Origin of the sequence: Novosphingobium sp. Fuku2-ISO-50 (assembly GCF_001519055.1) — a bacterium.
GTDB lineage: Bacteria > Pseudomonadota > Alphaproteobacteria > Sphingomonadales > Sphingomonadaceae > Novosphingobium.
In genome coordinates this window covers 22,842-43,979 of record NZ_KQ954290.1, presented here as the reverse complement: position 1 = coordinate 43,979, position 21,138 = coordinate 22,842, and the positions used below count along the sequence as shown (strand labels likewise).

The window sequence follows — 21,138 nt, the reverse complement described above, 5'->3', positions numbered from 1 at the left end:
GCAGGGGAAATGGCCATGAAAGTCGGCGCTGCCATTGCGCAGATCCTGAAGCGCGAGGGCGTGGATGTCCTTTTCGGCTATCCGCGCAATGCCGTGCTCGAAGCGGCGGCCACTGCGGGCATTCGCACCATCATCGTTCGGCAGGAACGCACCGGGCTGCATATGGCCGATGCCTATTCGCGCATGACGCGGGGGCAAAAAATGGGCGTGTTTGCCATGCAGCACGGGCCGGGCACCGAAAACGCCTATGGCGGCGTGGCGCAGGCCTATTCGGAAAGTGTGCCGGTGCTGGTGCTGCCGCAAGGCTATGCCCGGCGCATTGCCCATGTGCCCGACAATTACAACGCGTGCCGTTCGATGCGCGACATCACCAAGACTGCCGAGCCGATCCTGCGTGCCGAAGACACACCTGCCATTTTGCGTCGCGCGTTCAATGCGCTGCGCAATGGTCGGCCGCGCCCGGCGCTGGTGGAAATGCCCTGGGACGTGCTGGGCGACGATGTGCCCGAGCCGCTCGATTATACGCCGGTGGTGCGCGTGCGCTATGGGCCCGACCCGGAGCAGGTGGCGCAAGTGGCCGACCGGCTGGTCGCGGCCAAACGGCTGGTGATCCATGCCGGGCAGGGGGTGCATTGGGCCAATGCCTATGCACCATTGCGCGAATTGGCGGACCTGCTCGCCGCGCCGGTGTCGACCAGCCTCGAAGGCAAAAGCAGCTTTGACGAGACCCACCCGCTTGCGCTCGGATCGGGCGGGGCGGCGATACCGGGGCAATTGCGCCATTTCCTCGACAGGGCCGATCTCATCTTCGGCATCGGCTGTTCGTTTGGGGAAACGGCGTTCGGCGTGGCCATGCCCGGCCATGTGCCGATCATCCATGCCACGCTCGATCCGGCGGACATCAACAAGGGTGTGCGTTGCGAAATGGCTCTCGCGGGCGATGCCGGGCTGACGCTGACGATGCTGGTGGGGGCTGTGCGCGATCGGCTTTGCGCGCCACGCGATCCTTCGGCGGCGATCGCCGAAATTCATGAGATAGAGCAGGCATGGCTGGCGCAATGGCTCCCCTTGCTGGAAAGTCGGGACGCGCCGCTCAGCCCCTATCGCGTGCTGTGGGAGCTTCAGCGCGCGGTGAACAAAGCCGAGACGATCATCACCCATGACGCCGGATCGCCGCGCGACCAGTTGACGCCGTTCTGGAAATCCACCGCGCCGCTGTCCTACATCGGCTGGGGCAAGACGACGCAGCTTGGCTATGGGCTGGGTCTGGCGCTGGGGGCCAAGCTCGCCTGTCCCGACAAATTGTGCATCAATGTCTGGGGCGATGCGGCGATCGGCTTTACCGGCATGGATTTCGAAACCGCCGTGCGCGAGCGGCTGCCGATCCTTTCGATCCTGCTCAACAATTCGGCCATGGCCATCGAGCTGGACCAGATGCCGGTGGCCACCGAACGGTTTCGCGCCACCGATATTTCCGGCAACTATGCCGAATTCGCCCGCGCGCTTGGCGGCTATGGCGAAAGGGTCACCGCGCCCGACGCCATCGCCGCCGCCATCCGCCGCGGGATCGCCGCCACACAGGCAGGACAGCCCGCGCTGATCGAATTCATCACCGGCAAAGAGACGCGGGCTTCGCGGTTGTGACGGACGCTCCGCCTCCGGGCGCGCCATGCCCGCCCATCCGCCATCTGACCGCTGGCGAGGCGGCGGCCCTGGCGCATGGGCGGGACGGGGCGCTGGCCGGATTGCGCGAGGAATTGCGGGTGAATTTTGCGCGAGGGCCGGGCGCCGTGGTCCTGAGAGGACTGGATGCATCGGCGCTGGGAGAAGCCGCGTTTGCCGTGATCGTGGCCAGCATCGGCAGATGGCTGGGCGCGGCATCGATCCAGTCTCCGGCGGGCGAATGCATCGCCCGGGTAGAGGCAGTCCCGGGCGAGGCGCAGGCGCGCGGCACCCATTCGGACAGCGAATTGCGCGCCCATACCGATTTGCACGATATTCTCGCGCTCGGCTGCTGTCGTCCCGCCGTCGCCGGGGGCGAGAGCTTCCTGATTTCCGCCCCGGCACTCTATCAGGCGATCCGGCGCGAGGCCCCGCAGCATCTGCCCGCGCTGCACGAAGGCTATTACTGGGGCACCAATCCGGTTCTGCGTTCGGCCCGGCGGATCAGTACGCGCAAAGTGCCGGTGTTCTTTCCGGCGGCTGCCGGGCGCGGCGTGCAATGCGCCTGGAACGGCTATTTTATGCGGCAGGCGGCGTTGACGCGCGGCGAAGAGGTGCCGCCCGCCCTGGCCGACGCGCTGGCCGTGCTGACGCTGGAGGCCGAGCGAATGGCGCAAGAGGCGCGCTTCATGGCGCAGGCCGGTGATATTGTGTTCTGGCACAATTGGTCATGGCTGCACGGGCGCACAGCCTTCGTCGACAGCGCGGCGCAGCGCCGCCTGCTGTTCCGGCTGTGGCTGCGCTCGGAATTGCCGCCGCGCGCCGATCCGTTGCTGGCCGAACGCGCGAATTTCATCGACCGCGATCACGCCCTGACACGGCAAGAGGGGATGGCGATGCCATGAATGACGGAATCGAAGCGAATGGCGAAGCGAACGGCGCGCGCTGGTCTTGGGGGGCCAGTTGGCCGCTGGCCCTGCTCACGCTGATCTCTGTGTTCAACTATCTCGATCGCGCGCTGCTCGGTCTCGCCTTGCCGCTGGTCAAGCGCGAGTTCGGCTCGTCCGATACCGTGCTCGGGCTGGTGACGGGTCTTGCCTTTGTCTTGCTCTATTCGTTGCTGGGCGTGCCGATCGCCTGGCTGGCCGACCGCGCCAACCGGCGCAACATCGTGGCGGCGGGGCTGGCATTCTGGAGCGTGATGACGCTGCTGACCGGCTTTGTCGGCTCGATCTGGCAATTGGCGACGGCGCGTTTCCTGATGGGCGCGGGCGAAGCATGCGCCATGCCGCCATCGAACTCGATCATCGCAGACTTGTTCCATCCCCAGCGCCGCCCGCTTGCCATGGCGATTTTCGGGACAGCCAATTCGATCGCGTTCATCGTGTTCTTTCCGATTGCCGGCTGGGTGGCGCAGCATCACGGCTGGCGCGCGATGTTCATCGCCATGGGCGCGCCGGGGGCGGCGGTCGCGCTGCTGTTTCTGGCCACCGTGCGCGAGCCTGTCCGCAAGACCCCGATCAAAGTGCGCGAACCCATCTCGGCGTTGGCGATCTTGCGCGAAATCGCCGATCTGATGCGCGATCGCTGCTTTTTCTGGATCTTTGTCGGCGTCACGCTGATGGGCGCCAATGTCTGGGCCGCAGGGGCATGGACGCCGACTTTCTTTGCGCGGGTGCATCACATGGGGCTGGCCCAGGTGGCGGGCGTCGTGGGGCCGGTGCGCGGATTTATCGGCGCGGCGGGCGTATTGGCGGGGGGCGTGCTGATCGATCGCATGCCGGCCCACAGGCTCGGCTGGCGCGTGGGCATACCGGCGCTGGCCTGCGCGTTGGCGGGGCCTGCCGAAGCCGCCTTTCTGCTGAGTGACAGCCGCGCGATCTGGTTCACCGGCTTTGTCCTTACCAGCTTTATGTCGCTGATCCATCAAGGGCCGATCTATGCCGCGACCATGAACATCGTCGGAGAACAGCGTCGGGCGCTGGCGATCGCGGTGATCCTGTTCGGCGCGAGCTTTATCGGCAACGTCGTCGGGCCGAGCGCCGTGGGCATTCTCAACGATGCGCTGGCGGCGGCCTATGGCGAGGCTGCGGTGCGCTATTCGATGTTGATTGTCGCGGTGACCCCGGTCTTGGCGGGGCTCTGCTTCTGGCGGGCGTCCCTGCTTTATCGCGCCCGGCTCCCTGCCATGTCATGATCCGCGTCCGGAAGGTCGGGGCCGCCTGCGCCATTCGCGCCGATTTTTGCGCATGGCCATGCATCCTCCGCTTGCATAAGCTTCTTGAACAAACGATTGAGCAAGATGGTTCTGCATAATTTCGGAGATGGACATGGCCCTTTTGCGGCGGCGCGATACCTTGCAGTTGGCGGCAGCCGGCCTTTCTGCCGCAGCGCTTGGCCTTGGTCGATACGCGTGGGCAGGCTCTGCAGAAGCGGCGGGCGCGGATGCCGCGCTGGCCACTGTCGCGCCCGAATTGCGCGACGCGGCGATCAAGGTGATCGAGGCCACCCGCGGCTTTCATCCGATGGGGGCGGATCGGCTTCCGATGCTGCGTGCAGCATTGGCAACCGCGAAAATTCCCGAGGGATCGGCGATTCCGGTTCGCGTGGAGCGCGTGCCGGTCGGGCCGGGGCGTCCGGCGGTGACGGTTTATGTGATCAATGAACGACCGGGCGCTCTTGCGCGCCCCGCCATCCTGCATACCCACGGGGGCGGGTTTGTCACCGGCTCTGCGCTTCTCGAATTGCCGGGCCTGATCGCCATCGCGGGCGAACTCGATTGCGTCATCGTGTCGGTCGAATATCGGCTTTCGCCCGAGGTCACCTGGCGCGAATCGCTGGCGGAGACCTGGGCTGCACTGCGCTGGCTTCATGCCGATGCGGCGTCGCTGGGCGTCGATCCCGGGCGTATCGCGGTTTTCGGGGAAAGCGCGGGGGGTGGTCATGCCGCGCTGCTGGCGCTGCGGGCGCGGGACAGCGGGGACGTGCCGCTTGCGTTCCAGTGCCTGATCTATCCCATGCTCGACGATCGTACCGGGACGACCCGGTTTCCCGCACCGGGTCTGGGCACTGTGGGCTGGGACGCCGAAGCCAACCGGTATGGCTGGCGTGCCTTCCTCGGCGTTCCACCTGCGACGAGCGCCGTGCCTGATGAAGCCGTGCCGACGCGCGCGACGAGCCTGCGCGGCCTGCCGCCGACGTTCATTGGTGTTGGCGCCATCGATCTTTTCGCGCAAGAGGATATTGCCTATGCGCAGCGACTGAACGAAAGTGGCGTGCCCTGTGAATTGCTGGTTCTTCCCGGTGCCTTTCATGGCTTCGATAAAGTCGCGCCCGAGGCATCCTTGTCGCGCCGGCTTGCCGCCGCGAGAGTCGGCGCATTGCGCAAAGGGTTGGCCATCGCATGATTGACGCAAGCTCGGGATATGACAAAGAGGATCGGGCCAAAGAGGAACTGGGCGGTTGATCAAAGGCCCCAATCTCAAACGACTGGCGGAATTGGCGGGCGTGACGCCCGGTACGGTATCGCGCGCCCTATCGGGCACGGGGCGGGTCAGCGATCAGACCCGTCAGAGAATCATCGCGTTGGCAGAATCGCTCGAATACCAGCCCAATCTGCTGGCGCGGACGATGCGTACGCGCCAAACGCATACCGTCGGCATGCTGGTGCCGCTGGGCCATGACACGCTTCAGCATCTGTCCGACCCGTTCTTTAACACCATGAGCGGGTTCGTTGCCGACGAATTGGCCGAGCGCGGATACGATCTGTTGATATCACGCGTGATTCCCCGCGATAACCGATGGATCGAAAACTACGCCAATTCCGGCAGGGTCGATGGCGTTCTGATCATCGGGCAGTCGAACCAGTTGGCGGTAATCGAGGCCACGTCGCTGCGGTATCGGCCGATGGTCGTATGGGGTGGGCAGGTGTCCGGCCAGAATCATTGCGCGATCGGTTCTGACAATCGCGCCGGCGGCATGATGGCGGCGCGCCATCTGCTCGAACGCGGTTGCCGCAATATCGCCTTTCTTGGGCCGGTTGACGGACCCGAATTCGGCGCGCGTCTCGATGGTGTGCGCTATGCGCTGGCACTCGCCGGGGTGTCGCAAGGGCCGCAGGTGTTTTCCACCCATTATGAGCCCGCCGCCGCGTTCGAGGATGCATTGCGCATGCTCGGCGGGCTGGCGCAGATGCCCGACGGCATAATCGGCGCGTCGGACGTGACTGCGATCAGTGTCATTCGCGCCCTGGCGCGGCTGGGCAAGTCGGTCCCCGGCGAAGTCAAAGTGATAGGCTACGATGGCCTTCCGCTCGGCGAACTGGTTTCCCCCGCGCTGACCACCATCGACCAGCAATTGCGTCTGGGCGCCAGATTGATGGTCGAGACACTGCTTCGCCGCATGGCAGGAGAGGCGACCGGGTCAAAGCTGATCGAACCGCGCCTGGTTTGTCGCGAAAGCACCTGAAGCAGGGCATCGCGTCAGGTGCTTTCGACCAGGCGCGCGGTCGCTCCTTCGAGTGCAAGGCGAAACCAGGGCGCGGGGCATCCGGCAAAGTTTGCCCGGCGTGCTGGTGCGTCGAGCGCCGGCGTACCGGGCAGAACGCCCGGCAGATCGGCGAAACTGGTCACTGAAAGGTCGTTGAGCACCCACCAGCTATAGGCTTGCCAGGGGGCCTGCGCGGGATTGGCGGCGATCAGGCCGGTGCCGTTCACGGGTTCGTAAGGGCCGAGCGGCGATGCACTGACCATGCCGTAAAGGCCGGTGGGGGCAGGGGGGGCGCCGTCGGCAAAGACTTTGGCCTGGGTTGACCAGAACAGGTAATAGAGGCCGCCTGCATAGCGTATGTGCGGCCGTTCAAGTTCGTTGTTCACCCCCTCGGCGCTGATCAACGGAGGCAACAGGTGCCATGACCCGTCGATTCCGGCGACCGAAACGGCCGCCCCGATCACACCGTTCCATGGCGAGGTCGATCGCGCATCCGATCCGGTGAAAACCAGGATGTGCGCACCGCTGGCCGGATCGCGGAAATGGGCTGGATCGCGAAAGGCCTTGATTGTTCCCGCCGCGCCGTGGCTGCCGTTGACGCACACGTACATTTCGCCATCCGAGCGGACCAGTTCGCGGGGGGGCGACCAATCCGCCACGCTGGGCCTGGCATCGCTCCATTCGAGTGTGCCATGGGCAGAAAACAGCCGCTGCTCGAATGTGGTGGTTTGTTCTCCGCGTCGTCCCGAAGCGGTAAACCAGCAGGTCAGCCGGTTGGTCGCGGCGGTAAACACCGCGCTTCCCGACCATTCCCGGCTGCCCGGGGTATGTCCATCCGGAAAAGCCGGCCCCGCGTCGCGAAATCCGGTTGCGTCTTCGACCATGAAATGGATTCGTGCGATCGCATGGCGATCTTCGGGGTCGTCTGCGGCGGGTGCGGCAAGAGCCATCCAGAGCCGGCCTTCGGCAAACAGCACAGTTGTTCCGTCCTGGGCCTCGACGGGCCACATGTCCCAGATATCAAGCCCGGCGATGCGGCGGTCGCTCCAGTCGGAGGGAATCGGTGCAATCCCGGGCAAGGGCTGGTCGGCAATCGCAGCCAGATGCGCCTCGGTCCACTTTGCCGTGTATCCGTCACGCGCCAAGGAAGAGGGATATGGCGCGGCGCCCAATCGTGTCGTCATTTTTCTGCGCCCTTCTCGTCTGTGGTGCAGGTGGAAGACCTTTGTCAATACATTGATTTAAATGAAAATGGTTGGATCTCTGGCGATGGTGTTGCGGCAGCTAGTGGATTGTTTTTGACATTTGCATCCCGCCATCCGGATAGCACGGTCGCAAATGTCAAAAACGGAAAATCCACTAGAATCAAAAGTTTCTAGTGGTCCGAAAAGATTCTGACATTCGCGCACCACCTAGCCGAGAGCGGTAGCAAATGTCAGAATCGGACCACTAGCCACGCTGCCGATTGCGCTGGCGCGGTCCCATCGGAAAAGGGGCATGGGTCGGAACCGCGCAGCGCAATGCGGGCGCTCAATCGAAATGCACCCGGATCCGCGCCCCGAAGGTGCGGGGGATCGGGCCTGCGAGGAGCGTGCTGGCGTTTGCCTCGGTCGGCCCGCGTTCATCGCCGAGGTTCTCGCCGTAGATCGAGACCTCATAGGGCCCCTTGCTGACGCTCAGGCTGGCATTGGCCAGGCCGTAGCTGCCCACCTGGTCAAACCCGCTGATATTGAGCCGGGCCGATCCGGTCTTCGAAGCCGACGCTGCGGCAATCAGTTTCCACCCCGAGGAACCAAGTCTGGTCGAATAGGATGCATCGACGCGCCAGTTGTAGGGCGGCGTGTTGAACAGGCGCTGGCCGTTCGATGCCAGAACGGTGTTGGTCGCAAAGGCGGGCACCACATCGGTGAACTGCGCCGAATTGACGTTGCCGATGAAGCCCAATTGAAGCCCGGGCAGTGGCGTCTTCCAGTTCAGTTCCAGGTCTGCGCCGGTGGTCTTGGCATCGCCAAGGTTGGCAAAGGCGGAAAGGCCGATCGTCGTCGTGTACGCGCTCTGCAGGTTGGAATAGCGGATGTTGTAGACGCTCGCCGCGAACCGCAGCGCGCCGTCTGCGACAGTGCCCTTCAACCCCACCTCGAGGTTGCGCAGTTTGTCGGGCTTGAGTGCGGTCGACGAGGGAATGCCGTCATTGATGACCGCCTGGGCCTGCGCCGCCGATTGAAGGATACCGCTGCGAAAACCTGTGCCGGCGTTGAAGAAAGCGGTGAGGTGCGGGGTCGGGTGATAGGCGAGGTTTGCCCGCCAGGTGACGACATTGGGGCTTTCGGAGGTTACGAATGCGCCGGTGGGGTCAAAGGCAGACCGGTCGTCATGGAAATAGCGGATGCCTGCCAACGGGACGAGCTTGCCGCCCAAAAGATCGTAACTTGCCTCGCTGAAGAGCGAGTAGTTCTTTGTCTTGGTGGTCGTGCCGCCGGCAATCTGCAGTGTGGGAAAGCTGATGTTGAAGACGTAGGGCGAAGAGGCGTTTTGATAAGAGGCGCCGACCACCAGATGATAGTTTCCGGTATCCTTGAGCGCAAAGCGCAATTCATTGGTGAAATTGTGCGCCGCATCGGCATTCGAGAGCGCGCCATTGCCAAGGCCGGACAGCGCAAGATTGGTGAGCCATCCGCTCGCGGTCACCTGATAAGAGGTGGCGTTGGTCATCACGACATGGCCGAAATCATATTTGACCGTGCCCGTCCAATCGGTTGTGCGGGATCTGTCGTAGCCTGCCGTGGTTCCCTGATAAGCAAGATAGGCCGGGTCGAGCGAGGTCATTACCGACAGGTAATCCTGGTTCATGCGGAAATACCAGACGCCAAGCCGCACGCTGAGCCTGTCGTCGGGCTCGATCAGCAAAGTGGCGCGAATGTCGCGATTTTTGATGTCGTTGGCATCGGTCTTGTAGGGGGTTCCGGTGGGTGCCCCGCTATATACATCGGCATAACCGGCCTTGTAGTCATATCCGGCGCTCACCCGCAGCGCGACTTTGTCCTTGATCAGCGGAACCGAGACCGCCCCCGAAAGCGTGTAGTTCGGGTCGCTTGCACCGGAAGTGGTGGAGATCCCGGCCTCGCCATCGACGGTAATCCTGGCAAGATCGGGTGCTTTGGTGTGGAAGATCATCACGCCGCCCATCGAGCCGGAGCCATACAGCGTGCCTTGCGGGCCGAGCAGCACTTCTACCCGATCGAGGTCGAAATAGCGCAGTGGCGGTGCGAACTGAAAGTTCGGGATGCCGTAGGGCGTGTCGTCCAGGTAATAGCCGATCATGCCGTCGCCGACTGTCCCGCCGGCGCCCGAACCGCGAAATGCGAAAACCTGTTCGCCGCCGCCGACCGTGCCGGTCTGCGAAGCGCCGGGGATCAGATTGACGAGATCGGTGATGTTGGTCACCTGCTTGGTCTCAAGCTCCTTGGCCGAGAAAGCCTGGATCGCCATGGGGGCGGACAGCACGGTCTGGTTGCCCTGCTTGCTGGCGGTCACGACGATTTCCGGCGATTTTGCAGCATCCTCGACCGCGTTCGCACTGCCTGAGGCCGGCTGTGCTGCGTTGTCGACCGCCGCAGCCCGGACTGGCGTCGAAAGCAGGGGCATGACGATGGCCGTCAGCGCGATGCCGACCCGAAATCTTGCGGAACAAACTGAATTTGTGGGCATAAGCCGGTCCTCTTCCCGATGATTTTGTCTTTTTTCCGCCGGGTGAGGGGCGTTCGTCCTGCGGCAGGAAAACCCGCCCGCAGTCCGGCGGCACCCCGATCGGTGGCTAGACTTGGGTGGCTGCTAATGCACAATCGATTGTGCGTCAAGTTCGCCCGGAGCGTGGTGCCTGGAGAAATGCCGGTGGAGTGTGGGGTATTGTCAACTGATGGCAAGATGATTACCCAATGGACAAACGATTGTTCAAAGAGGTCGTGATTCGGTGCGAGGGCGTTCCAGCATGGTGCGCCCTCGGTTCCCGGCAGCGGGGCCGGACCACGATCTGAAAATAGGGAGGATGCAATGAAGGCCATTACGCTCTGGCTGTCCGGGACGGCTGTTGTTTCGCTTGCCGTGGCGGCTCCGCACGCCATGGCGCAGGAGGCGTCGTCCGCGACGGCCTCTGACAAGGGTGCGCCCGAGATCGTCGTTACCGCGCAAAAGCGCAGCGAGCGGCTCAGCAAGGCGCCGATTTCGGTTTCGGTTGTCACACAGGCGGCGCTGGATCGTCAGTCGATCGTCAGCGCGGATCAATTGATTACCACGGTGCCCTCGCTTCAGCTCAGCCAGAACGGCTTTGCCATTCGCGGGATCGGCAGCAACAGCTCATTTTCCGGCTATTCGACCGTGGCTACCCAGTTCGACGGTATCTACAACCCTTCGTCTGCGGCGCTTGGGCTGGCCATGTTCGACATTGCCTCGGTCGAGGTGCTGCGTGGCCCGCAGGGCACGGTCTATGGGCGCAATGCGACGGCGGGCGTGGTCAATGTCAACACCGCCGACCCCGGGCGCGACCTTGGCGGCAGCGCCAGCGTGCAATATGGGCGCTTCAACGAAATCAAGGCCCAGGCCGCGGTCGATGTGCCCGTCAGCGATACGTTCGCGGTGCGCGTGGCGGGCTTCCGCGACGTCAATGACGGCTACGGGCCGCAGCTCAAGGCGGCGGAGCGGTTCGACAAGACCGATCTGGCGGGGCTGCGCGTTACGGCGAAATGGGCGATCACGCCAACGCTGACCTGGCGCATTTCGGGCTCTTATGGCCGCAATCAGGGCACCGACGCGGCGATCTATCTGCGCAACGTCAACTACTATCCCGATGCGAATCTCAAGACGGGCTCGTTCGGCCCGGTCACGATCATTCCGTCGGACGCCCTCAATCCGGGCCTCGATCAGGTGGCCGCGAACCGTCAGGACGTCACCAGCTATGACGTGCGCTCGCGGCTTGTCTGGCAGGCGACGAGCAGTCTCAGCCTGACCTGGCTTGCGGGCTATTCGTGGCTCGACAACAATGGCGTTACGGCAACGACGGGTGTTTTTTCGCAGGAGTATCTGCACGACAAGACCAACACCTGGTCCAACGAGCTGGACATCAATTACCAGCAGGGGCCGATCAAGCTGGTCGCCGGGGCCTATCTCTATCAGGATACGCAGCCTTCCGGGCTCAGGCTGCTGCATGCCGGGAACACGGCGCCCGCGCCGTTTGCCGCTGTCTACAATGCCTTTGGTGCGCTGGTTCCCAGCGTCGGCAATCAGATCGGCACGATCAATGCCGTCGACGTGGTCAATACCTATTCGGGCGAAGGCAGCCGTTCGCATGCCTTTTTCGGCCAGGGCACCTATTCGCTGACCGATCGCTTGCGCGTTCAGGCCGGTGTACGCGGAACCTGGGATGAAGCCACTGCGCACGAGCAGCAACTGGTCTGTCCGGGGGCAACCGTTACGCGCAGCACTATCAGCGCCGATACATGCCCGACCGGCGTTACCATCGCCTATACCGACGATCGTTCGCGCGCGCCGGCCCATTTCAGCAGAGTCAGCTGGAAAACCGGGCTGGATTATGACGTGACGCGCGACATTCTGGCCTATGCGACCGTTTCAACCGGCTATCGCGGCGGCGGACTGCAGTCGAGTTCCAATCCGGCGGCCTATCAGCAGTATGCGCCCGAAACAGTCACCAACTACGAAGCGGGTCTGCGCGCAAGCCTGTACGATCACCGCGTCTATATCGGCCTGACCGCCTATCAGATGGATTACAAGAACCTGCAGGTGTCGTCGATCATCGTCGATCCGGTCCAGGGGCCCGTCTCGGTGACCACCAATGCGGCCAAGGCGCGCATCCGGGGTGTCGACTTCGAAACAACGCTCCATCCCACCCCGCGTGATACCCTGTCCGGCTATGTATCATGGCTCGACACGCGCTTTTTGAGTTTCCCCAACGCGCCGGACAATCTCCATTCGGCGGACACGATGTACAATATTTTCGCGCCGATCCTCGGCTATGCGGCCATTCCCTCGGCGACGGCGGATTATTCGGGGAACCGCTTGCCCAATGCGCCGCGTTTCAGCGCCAGGGCCAGCTATGCGCATGTTTTTGCGCTGGAATCCGGCGCACGGATCACGCCATCGGCGGATTTCTATGTCCAGTCGATGATCTATGCCAGTGCCGACAATGTTGTTCAGGGTCGCGTAGCCGGCTATACCAAAACCGATCTCAATCTGCGGTTCGACGGCGCCAGCGGGCACCTCTATGTCAACCTGTTCGTGAACAACGCCGAAAACAGCCGCATCACGACCAACGTTGTGCCGGTGTGGAGTTCGACGACGGCGAATTATGCCCTGCCGCGCACGTATGGGGTGCGCGTCGGATTCAAGTATTGATCATCTGCCGACAAGCTCCGTCCGGGTGGCACGGACGGAGCACGGGCTTTCGTGCGGGAGCAGACATTGACGTGGAAACGCCGCGAATTTCTGAAATCATCGCTGGGCACGACGGTCGGGTTCTCCGCTGTGGGGCTGGGCATGGCTGACGCGCGCGAAGCAGGCATTGACCCGCTGCAAATCCCGTTTGGCGGCGGCCCGATTCCGCACGAATGGCAATCCGCCGCGCGGATAGCGCTCTGGCCGGGCGCGGCGCCCGATCATGTGGCGCATCGCGTGCCGCGCGGCGCCGATTGGCCCGCCACATTTCTCAATGGCGTGGTGCAGCCCGATCTGCATCTGTTCAGGCCGCAACGGTCCAATGGCCGGGCGGTTCTGGTGATCCCGGGCGGGGCCTACACGTTTGTTTCTATCCGCAACGAGGGCACCGATGTCGCGCGCGTGTTCACCGAGCGCGGCTATACCGTCTTCGTTCTGACTTATCGCCTGCCGGGCGAGGGCTGGGCGCGGCCCTATGACGTGCCCTTGTGCGATGCGCAGCGCGCAATGCGCGTGATCCGGTCGCGCGCCGGGATCGACGGGTTCGACCCGGAATCGACGGGGGTGGTCGGATTTTCCGCCGGTGGTCATCTCGCCGCCAGCCTGCTGACCGATCATGCCCAGGTGCTGCAGCCGCCGGTCGACTCGCTCGACACGCTCAGCGCCAGGCCGCGTTGCGGCATCCTGATCTATCCGGTGATTGCGGTGGACGGGCCGTTGTCCCATGCGCTGTCGGCACAGCGACTGCTGGGCGCAGCGCCCGATGCGCAGGTGATCTCGCGGCGCTCGCCTGCCGACCATGTCGATGGCACGACGCCCCCGGTGTTCATGGCCCATGCTCTGGATGATCCGGCCGTTCCGTGGCCGAACACCATGAAATTTGCCGAAGCGCTTGGCAGGCAGGGGAAATTTCCGGAAATGCACTTGTTTGGCGAAGGTGGGCACGGATTTGGAATCGGCCCGGCGAACGGCACGGCAGGGCAGTGGCCGAAGCTTGCGATGCAGTGGGAAGAACGCCTTGCGATTGTCGGCAAGACCGCGTGATCGTTTCAGGCGAGGGTCATGCCGTGCAAAGGGAGAGTGACATGCTGGTATTGGCACGGCGTGCGTTGGGTGCGGCGGGGTTTGCGCTGGGCTGTCTGATCCCGGTCGCCGTGATGGCGCAAGTCGATAGCGCAAGCGGCGCGATGGCGCCGCAGACCTGCAGCGCCACGATCCCGGTGACATGGCCCGAGGCGGGAACGCGGATCGAGCGCGCGCAGCATCAGCCGGGCGACCAGACGATCCCGGCCCATTGCGAACTGTTCGGGATCATGCACGAACACACCGGCGTCGATGGCCAGCACTATGCCGTGCGCTTTCACATGCGCCTGCCGGATGCCTGGAACGGGCGCTTCTTCTTTCAGGGAGGCGGCGGCTCGAACGGAGACATCGGCGATGCGCTGGGGCCGGTCGGGTTCAATCGCGACGATCCGGCGCAAAAGCCTGCGCTGGCTTTGGGCTATGCCGTGCTCAGCCAGGATTCGGGACACAGCAATGCGCTCAACAGCAATCCCGCGCGCGGCGGCGCGACGGCCTTCGGCTTCGATCCGCAGGCGCGCGCCGACTATGGCCATGCCTCGCTCGCGCCGGTGACTCGTGCCGCACGGGCGATCATCGCCGCCTATTACAGGCAACCGATCCGCTATTCCTATTTTGTCGGCTGTTCCAAGGGGGGTGAGGAAGGCATGGTGCTGGCCCAGCAGCACCCCGATCTGTTCGACGGGATCATCGCGGCAGCGCCTGGCTTTGCCCTGCCGCGAGCGGCAGTCGAAGAGGCGTTTCAGGTACAGGTTCTGGCCGCGCTCGCGCCGCATGCTGCGGGGGCAAACCCGGCCTTTGCCGATTTCGACAAGGCGTTCAGCCTTGCCCAGCTCGATCTGGTCGGCGGAGCGATCAAGGCCGCTTGCGACGGGCTCGACGGCGCGCGCGACGGGATCGTGTCGGATACGGCGGCCTGCACCACGGCGCGGGTGCGGCCCCGGCTGGAGGCGTTGCATTGCGCGCCCGGTCAGGATGGCGGGTGCCTTTCCGGGGATCAGATCGATGCCGTGCTGCGCCTGATGGCCGGAGGCAAAGGGGCCGACGGGAGACCGTTCTATGCCTCGTGGCCGTGGGATCCGGGCCTCGCGTCGCCGGGCTGGAGCATCTGGAAACTGGGCTCGCCCGACGGCAAGGTTCCCGCGCTCAATATCGTGCTTGGCGGAGCCTCGCTCAACACGGTGTTCTCCGTTCCGCCAACCGCAGTGGCCGGCGATCCCCAATCGTTGCTTGATGCGCAACTGGCGTTTTCGATCGAACGCGACGGGCGGCGGATATATGCCACAGGCGGTGGTTTCGATCGTTCCGCCTGGCAGGACAGTTCGGCCCATTCCGCCGATCTGGGCGCTTTCGCGGCGCGTGGGGGCCGCCTTATCGTTCCGCATGGCGCGGCCGATCCGGTTTTTTCATTGCGCGATACGGTGTCGTGGTGGGACAGGGTGAATGCGCGCGCCGGGGGCAAGGCGGCCGGTTTTGTGCGGGTTTTTCCGGTTCCGGGGATGAACCATTGCGTGGGCGGTCCGGCCACCGATCACTTCGATGCCTTTTCCGCTCTGGTCACCTGGGTCGAAAAGGGGCGCGCTCCCGACAGCATTCCCGCGCAAGCCGGGCCGCAGACCCCTTGGCCGGGGCGCACGCGCCCGCTCTGCCCATGGCCCGGCCATGCGCACTACAAGGGCCGCGGCTCGCTTGAAGATGCGGCCAACTTTGCCTGTGCCAAGTCGGGCAGTGTAAAGTCCGGGCATGCCGCACAGCGTTGAGCAGCCCTTGCGCGACCGGATCATCGCCGAACTGAAGATGAGGATCGCGGCTGCGCTTGATAGGCAAGCCCGGTTTCGTTTCATTATGCTTGTGCCAAGAATGTGGATCGGCACGAAAGCCGGCACAGCAAAAGCCCGATTTCGTGCGCTTCGGATTCCACGATCTGCGCCATCTTTTCGCCGTTCGCGAACTGCACGCTGTCCACGAAGCTGGCGATCATGTCACCGTGTTCGGGAAAGTGGGTAGTGTCTCAGTTTGAATTTTCGGCGTTGCGCTTTTTGTACGGCCCGCGCGGCTTGGGCTCCGGCGCCATCGCGTCGATCTTGGCCACAATGTCTTCCAGCGACCAAAGGCGATCAGTGATCCCTGCCGCCATTGCCGGGGTAACGCGCAGCGTCTTGTGAGTGAATTCAAGGATATCGTGCCCGATGCCTTCGCCGCGCGGGTCAAGCGGCAGGGCATTGTCAATGCGTGGGGCGACCCGGCATTTCGCGAAGCGATCGAACGCACCGGGCGCAAGCAGATCGCGATAGGCGGCGTCACCACCGATGTCTGCCTGATCTTTCCGGCGATCGATGCCGTCCGCGCGGGCTATCAGGTCCAGGCCGTGCTCGACATTTCCGGTTCGCCGTTCGAGCTGTCGGAATGGACCGCGCGTCAGCGCATGGCCGAAGCGGGGGTGGCCTTTACGTGCGCCAACACGCTCATTTCCGAATGGGCGCAGGACTGGTCAACCGGTGTAGGCAAACAGCTTATCCAACTGATGTTCAAGGACATCCTGCCGCCGATCGGACCGGGCGGCTGACTGTCGCGGGCGCCATCGGAAGTGCGCCGGCGCCCGGCGACACAGCGGCGGATATCGAGCTTGCAGTCTGCGGTGATGCGCCTGCATGGACGGATATTTCGGCAAGGGCCGAATGAGACCGACGAAGATTGCAGCAGACGGCTGGCGGGCAGATATCCGGATTGCGGTCTCCGGTCATGCGCGCTTGAGGTTTCCCAACAGGAGCAACAAAACAAAGCGTTTGAGTTCGTCGCCCGCGCCCCTCAAAAGACAGATTCGATCATGTTGTTAGGCGCCAGGAATTGCCTCCCCACTCGTTCAGCCTCGGATCCGGCCGGACACGGCCCCGCTCTGCAGCCCGTCCTGTCGCGCAGACGCGTGCAGGGGCGCCGTTGACTGACGCCACAGCCCGGGGGCAATGTTCCGCGTGACGCCCGGTTCCGACCATACCGCTTCTGCACCGGGAGAACGCGACACGAACGAAATCGAGGCGCTTTACCGACGGTACAGCGTGGCCATCCGCCACTATCTCGAACGCCATTTCGGCAAAGGGCCGCCCGATCCCGAAGACGCCATGCACGCCGCATTCGAACGTTTCGCCCGATTGGAAAGCTGGCGAGAGATTGTCGATCCGATCGCTTTCCTGCGCCGTTCCGCCCGCAATTTCATTCTCGATCACCATCGCGCCCAGAAAATCCGCAGGGCGCACGTGCAGTCGGTCGAAAAACTGGGGCCAGAGGCTGACGATCTGACTGCCGAACGCGTCCTGTTGGCAAAGGAACGCCTCGCAATTATCGATCATGCCATCCGCAGCATGGACGAGCGGCGTCGGAACGTGCTGATCATGAACCGCATCCACGGCATGAATTGCGCCGAGATCGCCCGTTCGCTCGGATGTTCGCCCACTTTGGTGAAAATGCGGCTGGCCGAAGCGATCGCCTTGTGTCAACGCGCCCTGCACGCGGCGGAGGGTGCAGAATGAGCCGGTCGATGCCCACCATGCGCGACACTATCGACGATGAGGCCTGCGCATGGCTCGTCCGGGTGGAAAGTGGCGAGCTCGGCACGCACGGGCAGGCGGACTTCGATGCGTGGATCAACGCTGACCCGCGCCACGCCGCCGCCTACCGCGCCGTTCTTCGCACATGGCAGGATATTCCTGCGCTCCCCGAACTTGCGGACTTGTGTTCCGCCCCGGCCCGATCGGGCGCGAAAGCGCGCAAAACGCTGATCGCGGTCGGGCTGGCGGCGGTTGCTGCCGCAGCGGCGGTCGTGGTCGCGATCCTGCCGTCTTTGCACGATCAGCGCTTCGCCACCGCTATCGGGCAGGCGCGCGCCATTACCCTTTCCGATGGCAGCACCGTCATCCTGGGCGCGCATTCATCGCTCAGGGTGCACTATTCGGCGAACGAACGACGGGTTGCGCTGGTCGACGGTGAAGCGCTGTTCAATGTGCGTCACATGGCCGGGCGCCCGTTCGTGGTGGATGCCGGGGCATCGGAAGTGCGCGATATCGGTACGCGCTTCAACGTCAACCTGGGCGCCGCCTCGGTGCAGGTCGAAGTCGTCGAGGGACTGGTGCAAACCCGCAGACGGGAAAGCAAGGCCCCCGACCGACTGCTTCGCTCCGGCGAGCGCGCGGAAATCCCGCTCTACGCCGCAGACCCCGTCATCGTCAGCGCGGCGTCGGCAAGGAATCTGCCGCTGCTGTCGCAAGACCGTGCGGGACCGCTGGTGTTCGAGAACGTGCGGCTGGCAGACCTCGCCTCCGACATCAATCGCTATTACGCGCCGGGGGTTCAGCTTGCGTCACCCGCCATTGGCGATCTGCGCGTGACCGCAGCCTTTCGCGCGAAAGAGATCCCCGCGTTTCTCGATACCCTGTCGGCGGTGTTGCCGGTCGACGTGCAACGCCAACCCTCCGGCGCCTTCGTGGTCCGGGTCAGGCCGTAAACCGGTCCGGCAACGCAAGACGCCTCAGCGCTGCGGCGCGGCGGGCGCGCCATCCTGGCCCTGCGGCACGACCGGAAGGGTAATGTAGGACAAGTGCGCGGCCCCGTGATGGATCGTCTGGTGGGCGATCTTTGCGTCGGTGGTCGTGGCGAAAGTCTTGCCCGTGTTCGGGTTGGGATCGAATTGCGGAAAATCGCTCGACGAGATTTCAACGCGCAACCGGTGCCCGGGATGGAACAGGTTGCTTACCGGCCAGAGATGGATCGTATACGTATAGACGCGCCCCGGTTCGATCGGCGTGGGTTTTTCGACGCTGTCGCGATAGCTTGCCCGCTGAATGCCGTTGGCGAGGTTCACAGCCGTCCCGTCGGGATAGACGTCGATCAACTTCGCCGTAAAATCGGTATCGACGGCATCGGAGCTGGCCGAAAGCGTGACATTGACCGGCCCGGTCACGTCCAGCGGCGCGGTCAGCGGCGCGCTCGTATAGACCAGCACATCGGGGCGCTGCTCGATCGGTGACTGATCGAACTGGCCTTGCGCGGTGCCCGTCCACGAACAGCACGAATGCCCGCCCATGCTGGGCACCGGGTTGCGCGGATCGTACAGGTATTCGTCGGTGGCGGCTTGCGCTCGTCCCTCGATCGCGGCGCTGCCCATTTCGTTTCCGGCATCGGGGCCTTCGACTTTGCCCGCGATCGCCTGCGGGATCAGCGCGCCGTCGCCGCCAAGCGTCGCAGCGTGTCCGGCGCTTGCCAGATACCAACGCTGGAACGCCGTGCCGGGCAAGGGCCAGGCCGACGCGCTGTGCCAGTCGTTGCTGCCCAGCCGATAGTAATCGACACGCGGGCCGGTATTCACCCCATTGTCGATGCCTTTCAGGAAATGGTCGAACCAGGCCAGGGTCAGCGGATTGACGGGACTGTCGGCGCCCGGCCCAAGGTTGGCAAGACGGGGGCTGACCGGGCTGGTCGGACGTCCCCAGCCGAGATGTTCCCATGGTCCGATCACGATGCGCTGCCCGGCGCGGGCCTGGGCGTTGCCGCCATGGGCGATCATGCCGGTAAAGTTGTTCAAGGCGCCGGTCAGAAAGCTGTCGTACCAGCCTTCGAAAGCAAGCACCGGAACCTTGACTGCATCGTAGTGCCCGGCGATCGCCAGCGCCTTCCAGTAATCGTCCCGCGTGGGATGGCGCAACGCATCGAAGAAATAGGACGCCACGGCCGGATCGTCCGGATGAAGCGGCGGCATCTGGTCATAAGGATGGCTTTGCATCCAGCGCGCCGCTTGCCGATAATCGATCTTCATCTGTTCAGCCAGGGCGACATCGCCACGGTTGTGCGCCGCGCTCTGGGCAATCGTTTCGAGCATCCAGGGCAGGATGAAGCCCAGCCGGAAAGCCCCGTTCTCGTAAGTCCAGCCTTCGTAATAGTCCGAGGCGGTATTCGAGGGCACGATCGTTTTCAGCGAAGGGGGCGATGCCGTCGCGGCCAGCCACTGCGTCGCGCCGACATAGGACGAACCGTACATGCCGACCCGGCCATTGGCTCCGGGCAGGCGAGCGGCCCATTCGATAGTGTCGTACCCGTCATCGCGATCATGCGCATATTCATAGAACGTTCCGCCCGACGCATATTGGCCGCGAATATCCTGAATCACCACCAGATAGCAGTGCGAGGCATACCACGACGGCGACTGGAACCGGGCCGGGCGCACTTGCGCGCTCGTCTTGCCGTATTGGGTGCGCATCAGGATGACCGGCACCGGTTCGGTCGATTTCGGGCGATAGATGTCTGCCTTCAGCGTCACGCCGTCGCGCATGACCGCAGGCACATCGCGTTCGACCGACACCGCGCACGGCCCGGCTCCCTCAGCCGGAGGCCAGGCTTCGGCGGCGCGGGCCGCGGCAACCGGCGCCAGCCACAGGCCCAGCGCAACGCCAAGCGTGACGGCATCGCGCTTCATGGCTTGATCTCGCGGGCTGCCGGGCGTTGCTCGGCGGGGCTCAACGCAAACCGGACCATCCGCGCGATCGACGCGCCCAGCACGGATTCATGGTGTTCGCCCGCAAAGATGACGGCCTGCGCGTCGATACCTGTCGGCGCTGCGTTCAACCGCTCGGCCATCAGGCGCACGTCATCGACCATTCGGCCCTGCCATTGCAGCCAGTCGTTCTTCTGGACGCTGCCCGGCACTCCGGGATCGCATTCGCCAGGGGTCTGCTCGCACCCGCCGATCGTCAGCAGCAGTCGGGCATGGCGCTTCTGCGCGGAACGACGCGGGCGGGTCTTGTCCTCGATATCGAGAATATAGCGGTCGCCATACCAGATCGACGGGCTCATCGCGGCATACGTCTGGAACAGATCGGGCCGGGTAAAGGCGGCATACAGCGTGAACAGCCCGCCCAGCGAATGTCCGGCCAGAGTCTGGCGCGCCGGATCGATGGGAAAATCGCGCGCGATGGCCGGTTTTACGACATTGGCGATGTAGTCCAGAAACACCTCTGCCCCGCCCGTATCGGGAATGGCATATCCCGCCGGGCCGATCGGCGCGCGCGTCGCCGGCAGTGCGGGAGTCAGGTCATGCTGTCGCTGGGAATCGTTCCACGGATCATCGCCGGGATAGCCGATGGCCACGATGACCGCAGGCGCTTCATACGTGTCGGCGCTTTCGCGGCGGACTTCGTCGCGCACGGTGCCGAAAACGCTATTCCCGTCGAGGATGTAGATCACCGGCCAGCCCGCAGGCGGAGCCTTGCCCTCGGGCACCGAAATGAGCAGTCGACAGCACGGGCGGCCCGGCGCCATCGGGACCAGGCGATCCTGCGTCCCCGGCAGCGTGACCGGCGGAAAACGGGCCGTATCGGCATGCGCGGGCACGGATAGGGCCAAGGACAGGGATAGGGACAGGGCAAGCGCCGGCATCGACGCGGCCATCAGCGTGCGGAACGAAGGTACGATCGTCAT

16 protein-coding genes are annotated in these 21,138 nt (G+C 64.1%); 11 read left to right on the top strand and 5 right to left on the bottom strand.

Annotation, left to right across the window (positions count from 1 at the left end):
* Positions 1–15 precede the first annotated feature (15 nt).
* From AQZ50_RS09750 to AQZ50_RS09730, 5 genes are all read left to right on the top strand, one after another.
* Positions 16–1,644 carry a thiamine pyrophosphate-requiring protein gene (locus tag AQZ50_RS09750; RefSeq protein ID WP_067746226.1) on the top strand — a complete coding sequence of 543 codons (1,629 nt, stop codon included), beginning with the start codon at positions 16–18 and terminating at the stop codon, positions 1,642–1,644.
* The gene (locus AQZ50_RS09745) at positions 1,641–2,567 is read left to right on the top strand and encodes a TauD/TfdA family dioxygenase (RefSeq protein ID WP_067745994.1); all 927 of its coding nucleotides are present in this window, start codon (positions 1,641–1,643) and stop codon (positions 2,565–2,567) included. The genes AQZ50_RS09750 and AQZ50_RS09745 overlap by 4 nt, the downstream gene beginning before the upstream one ends.
* Positions 2,564–3,859, top strand: coding sequence for a spinster family MFS transporter (locus tag AQZ50_RS09740; RefSeq protein ID WP_067745992.1), 1,296 nt, complete (start codon positions 2,564–2,566; stop codon positions 3,857–3,859). Before AQZ50_RS09745 ends, AQZ50_RS09740 begins: the two co-directional genes overlap by 4 nt.
* Positions 3,860–3,992: 133 nt before the next feature.
* The gene (locus AQZ50_RS09735) at positions 3,993–5,069 is read left to right on the top strand and encodes an alpha/beta hydrolase (RefSeq protein WP_082703571.1); all 1,077 of its coding nucleotides are present in this window, start codon (positions 3,993–3,995) and stop codon (positions 5,067–5,069) included.
* Positions 5,070–5,124: 55 nt separating this feature from the next.
* Positions 5,125–6,129: a LacI family DNA-binding transcriptional regulator gene (locus AQZ50_RS09730; RefSeq protein ID WP_067745990.1), complete on the top strand. Its 1,005-nt coding sequence runs from the start codon at positions 5,125–5,127 to the stop codon at positions 6,127–6,129.
* A 14-nt stretch (positions 6,130–6,143) separates the two neighbouring features.
* Here AQZ50_RS09730 and AQZ50_RS09725 read toward each other — a convergent pair whose 3' ends face one another.
* Entirely contained in the window at positions 6,144–7,334 is a 1,191-nt protein-coding gene (locus AQZ50_RS09725) for a glycoside hydrolase family 68 protein (RefSeq protein ID WP_067745988.1), read from the bottom strand.
* Between the two features lie 346 nt (positions 7,335–7,680).
* Positions 7,681–9,684: a TonB-dependent receptor gene (locus tag AQZ50_RS09720; RefSeq protein ID WP_231730206.1), complete on the bottom strand. Its 2,004-nt coding sequence runs from the start codon at positions 9,682–9,684 to the stop codon at positions 7,681–7,683.
* A 516-nt stretch (positions 9,685–10,200) separates the two neighbouring features.
* Here AQZ50_RS09720 and AQZ50_RS09715 point away from each other — a divergent pair.
* Genes AQZ50_RS09715 through AQZ50_RS09705 form a run of 3 tightly spaced genes read left to right on the top strand, consistent with a single transcriptional unit; the run spans position 10,201 to position 15,434 of the window.
* Positions 10,201–12,555, top strand: coding sequence for a TonB-dependent receptor (locus AQZ50_RS09715; protein ID WP_067745984.1), 2,355 nt, complete (start codon positions 10,201–10,203; stop codon positions 12,553–12,555).
* A gap of 51 nt (positions 12,556–12,606) precedes the next feature.
* Positions 12,607–13,638: an alpha/beta hydrolase gene (locus AQZ50_RS09710; RefSeq protein WP_231730205.1), complete on the top strand. Its 1,032-nt coding sequence runs from the start codon at positions 12,607–12,609 to the stop codon at positions 13,636–13,638.
* A gap of 41 nt (positions 13,639–13,679) precedes the next feature.
* Positions 13,680–15,434, top strand: a complete 1,755-nt coding sequence (locus tag AQZ50_RS09705) for a tannase/feruloyl esterase family alpha/beta hydrolase (RefSeq protein ID WP_067745982.1) — start codon at positions 13,680–13,682, stop codon at positions 15,432–15,434.
* 83 nt (positions 15,435–15,517) lie between these two features.
* On the opposite strand, the gene AQZ50_RS20420 is transcribed toward AQZ50_RS09705, so the two are convergent.
* Positions 15,518–15,655 carry a hypothetical protein gene (locus AQZ50_RS20420; protein ID WP_156427294.1) on the bottom strand — a complete coding sequence of 46 codons (138 nt, stop codon included), beginning with the start codon at positions 15,653–15,655 and terminating at the stop codon, positions 15,518–15,520.
* Between the two features lie 180 nt (positions 15,656–15,835).
* Between AQZ50_RS20420 and AQZ50_RS09700 the strand changes: the two genes are divergently transcribed.
* From AQZ50_RS09700 to AQZ50_RS09690, 3 genes are all read left to right on the top strand, one after another.
* Positions 15,836–16,240: an isochorismatase family protein gene (locus tag AQZ50_RS09700; RefSeq protein WP_067745980.1), complete on the top strand. Its 405-nt coding sequence runs from the start codon at positions 15,836–15,838 to the stop codon at positions 16,238–16,240.
* A gap of 406 nt (positions 16,241–16,646) precedes the next feature.
* A complete protein-coding gene (locus AQZ50_RS09695; protein WP_067746215.1) occupies positions 16,647–17,201 on the top strand; it encodes an RNA polymerase sigma factor in 555 nt (184 codons plus the stop codon).
* A gap of 8 nt (positions 17,202–17,209) precedes the next feature.
* Positions 17,210–18,172: a FecR family protein gene (locus AQZ50_RS09690; protein WP_231730204.1), complete on the top strand. Its 963-nt coding sequence runs from the start codon at positions 17,210–17,212 to the stop codon at positions 18,170–18,172.
* 24 nt (positions 18,173–18,196) lie between these two features.
* Here AQZ50_RS09690 and AQZ50_RS09685 read toward each other — a convergent pair whose 3' ends face one another.
* On the bottom strand, positions 18,197–20,137 hold the full coding sequence (locus AQZ50_RS09685; protein WP_067745978.1) for a CocE/NonD family hydrolase: 1,941 nt from the start codon (positions 20,135–20,137) through the stop codon (positions 18,197–18,199).
* The gene (locus AQZ50_RS09680; protein ID WP_067745976.1) at positions 20,134–21,138 is read right to left on the bottom strand and encodes an alpha/beta hydrolase; all 1,005 of its coding nucleotides are present in this window, start codon (positions 21,136–21,138) and stop codon (positions 20,134–20,136) included. Before AQZ50_RS09680 ends, AQZ50_RS09685 begins: the two co-directional genes overlap by 4 nt.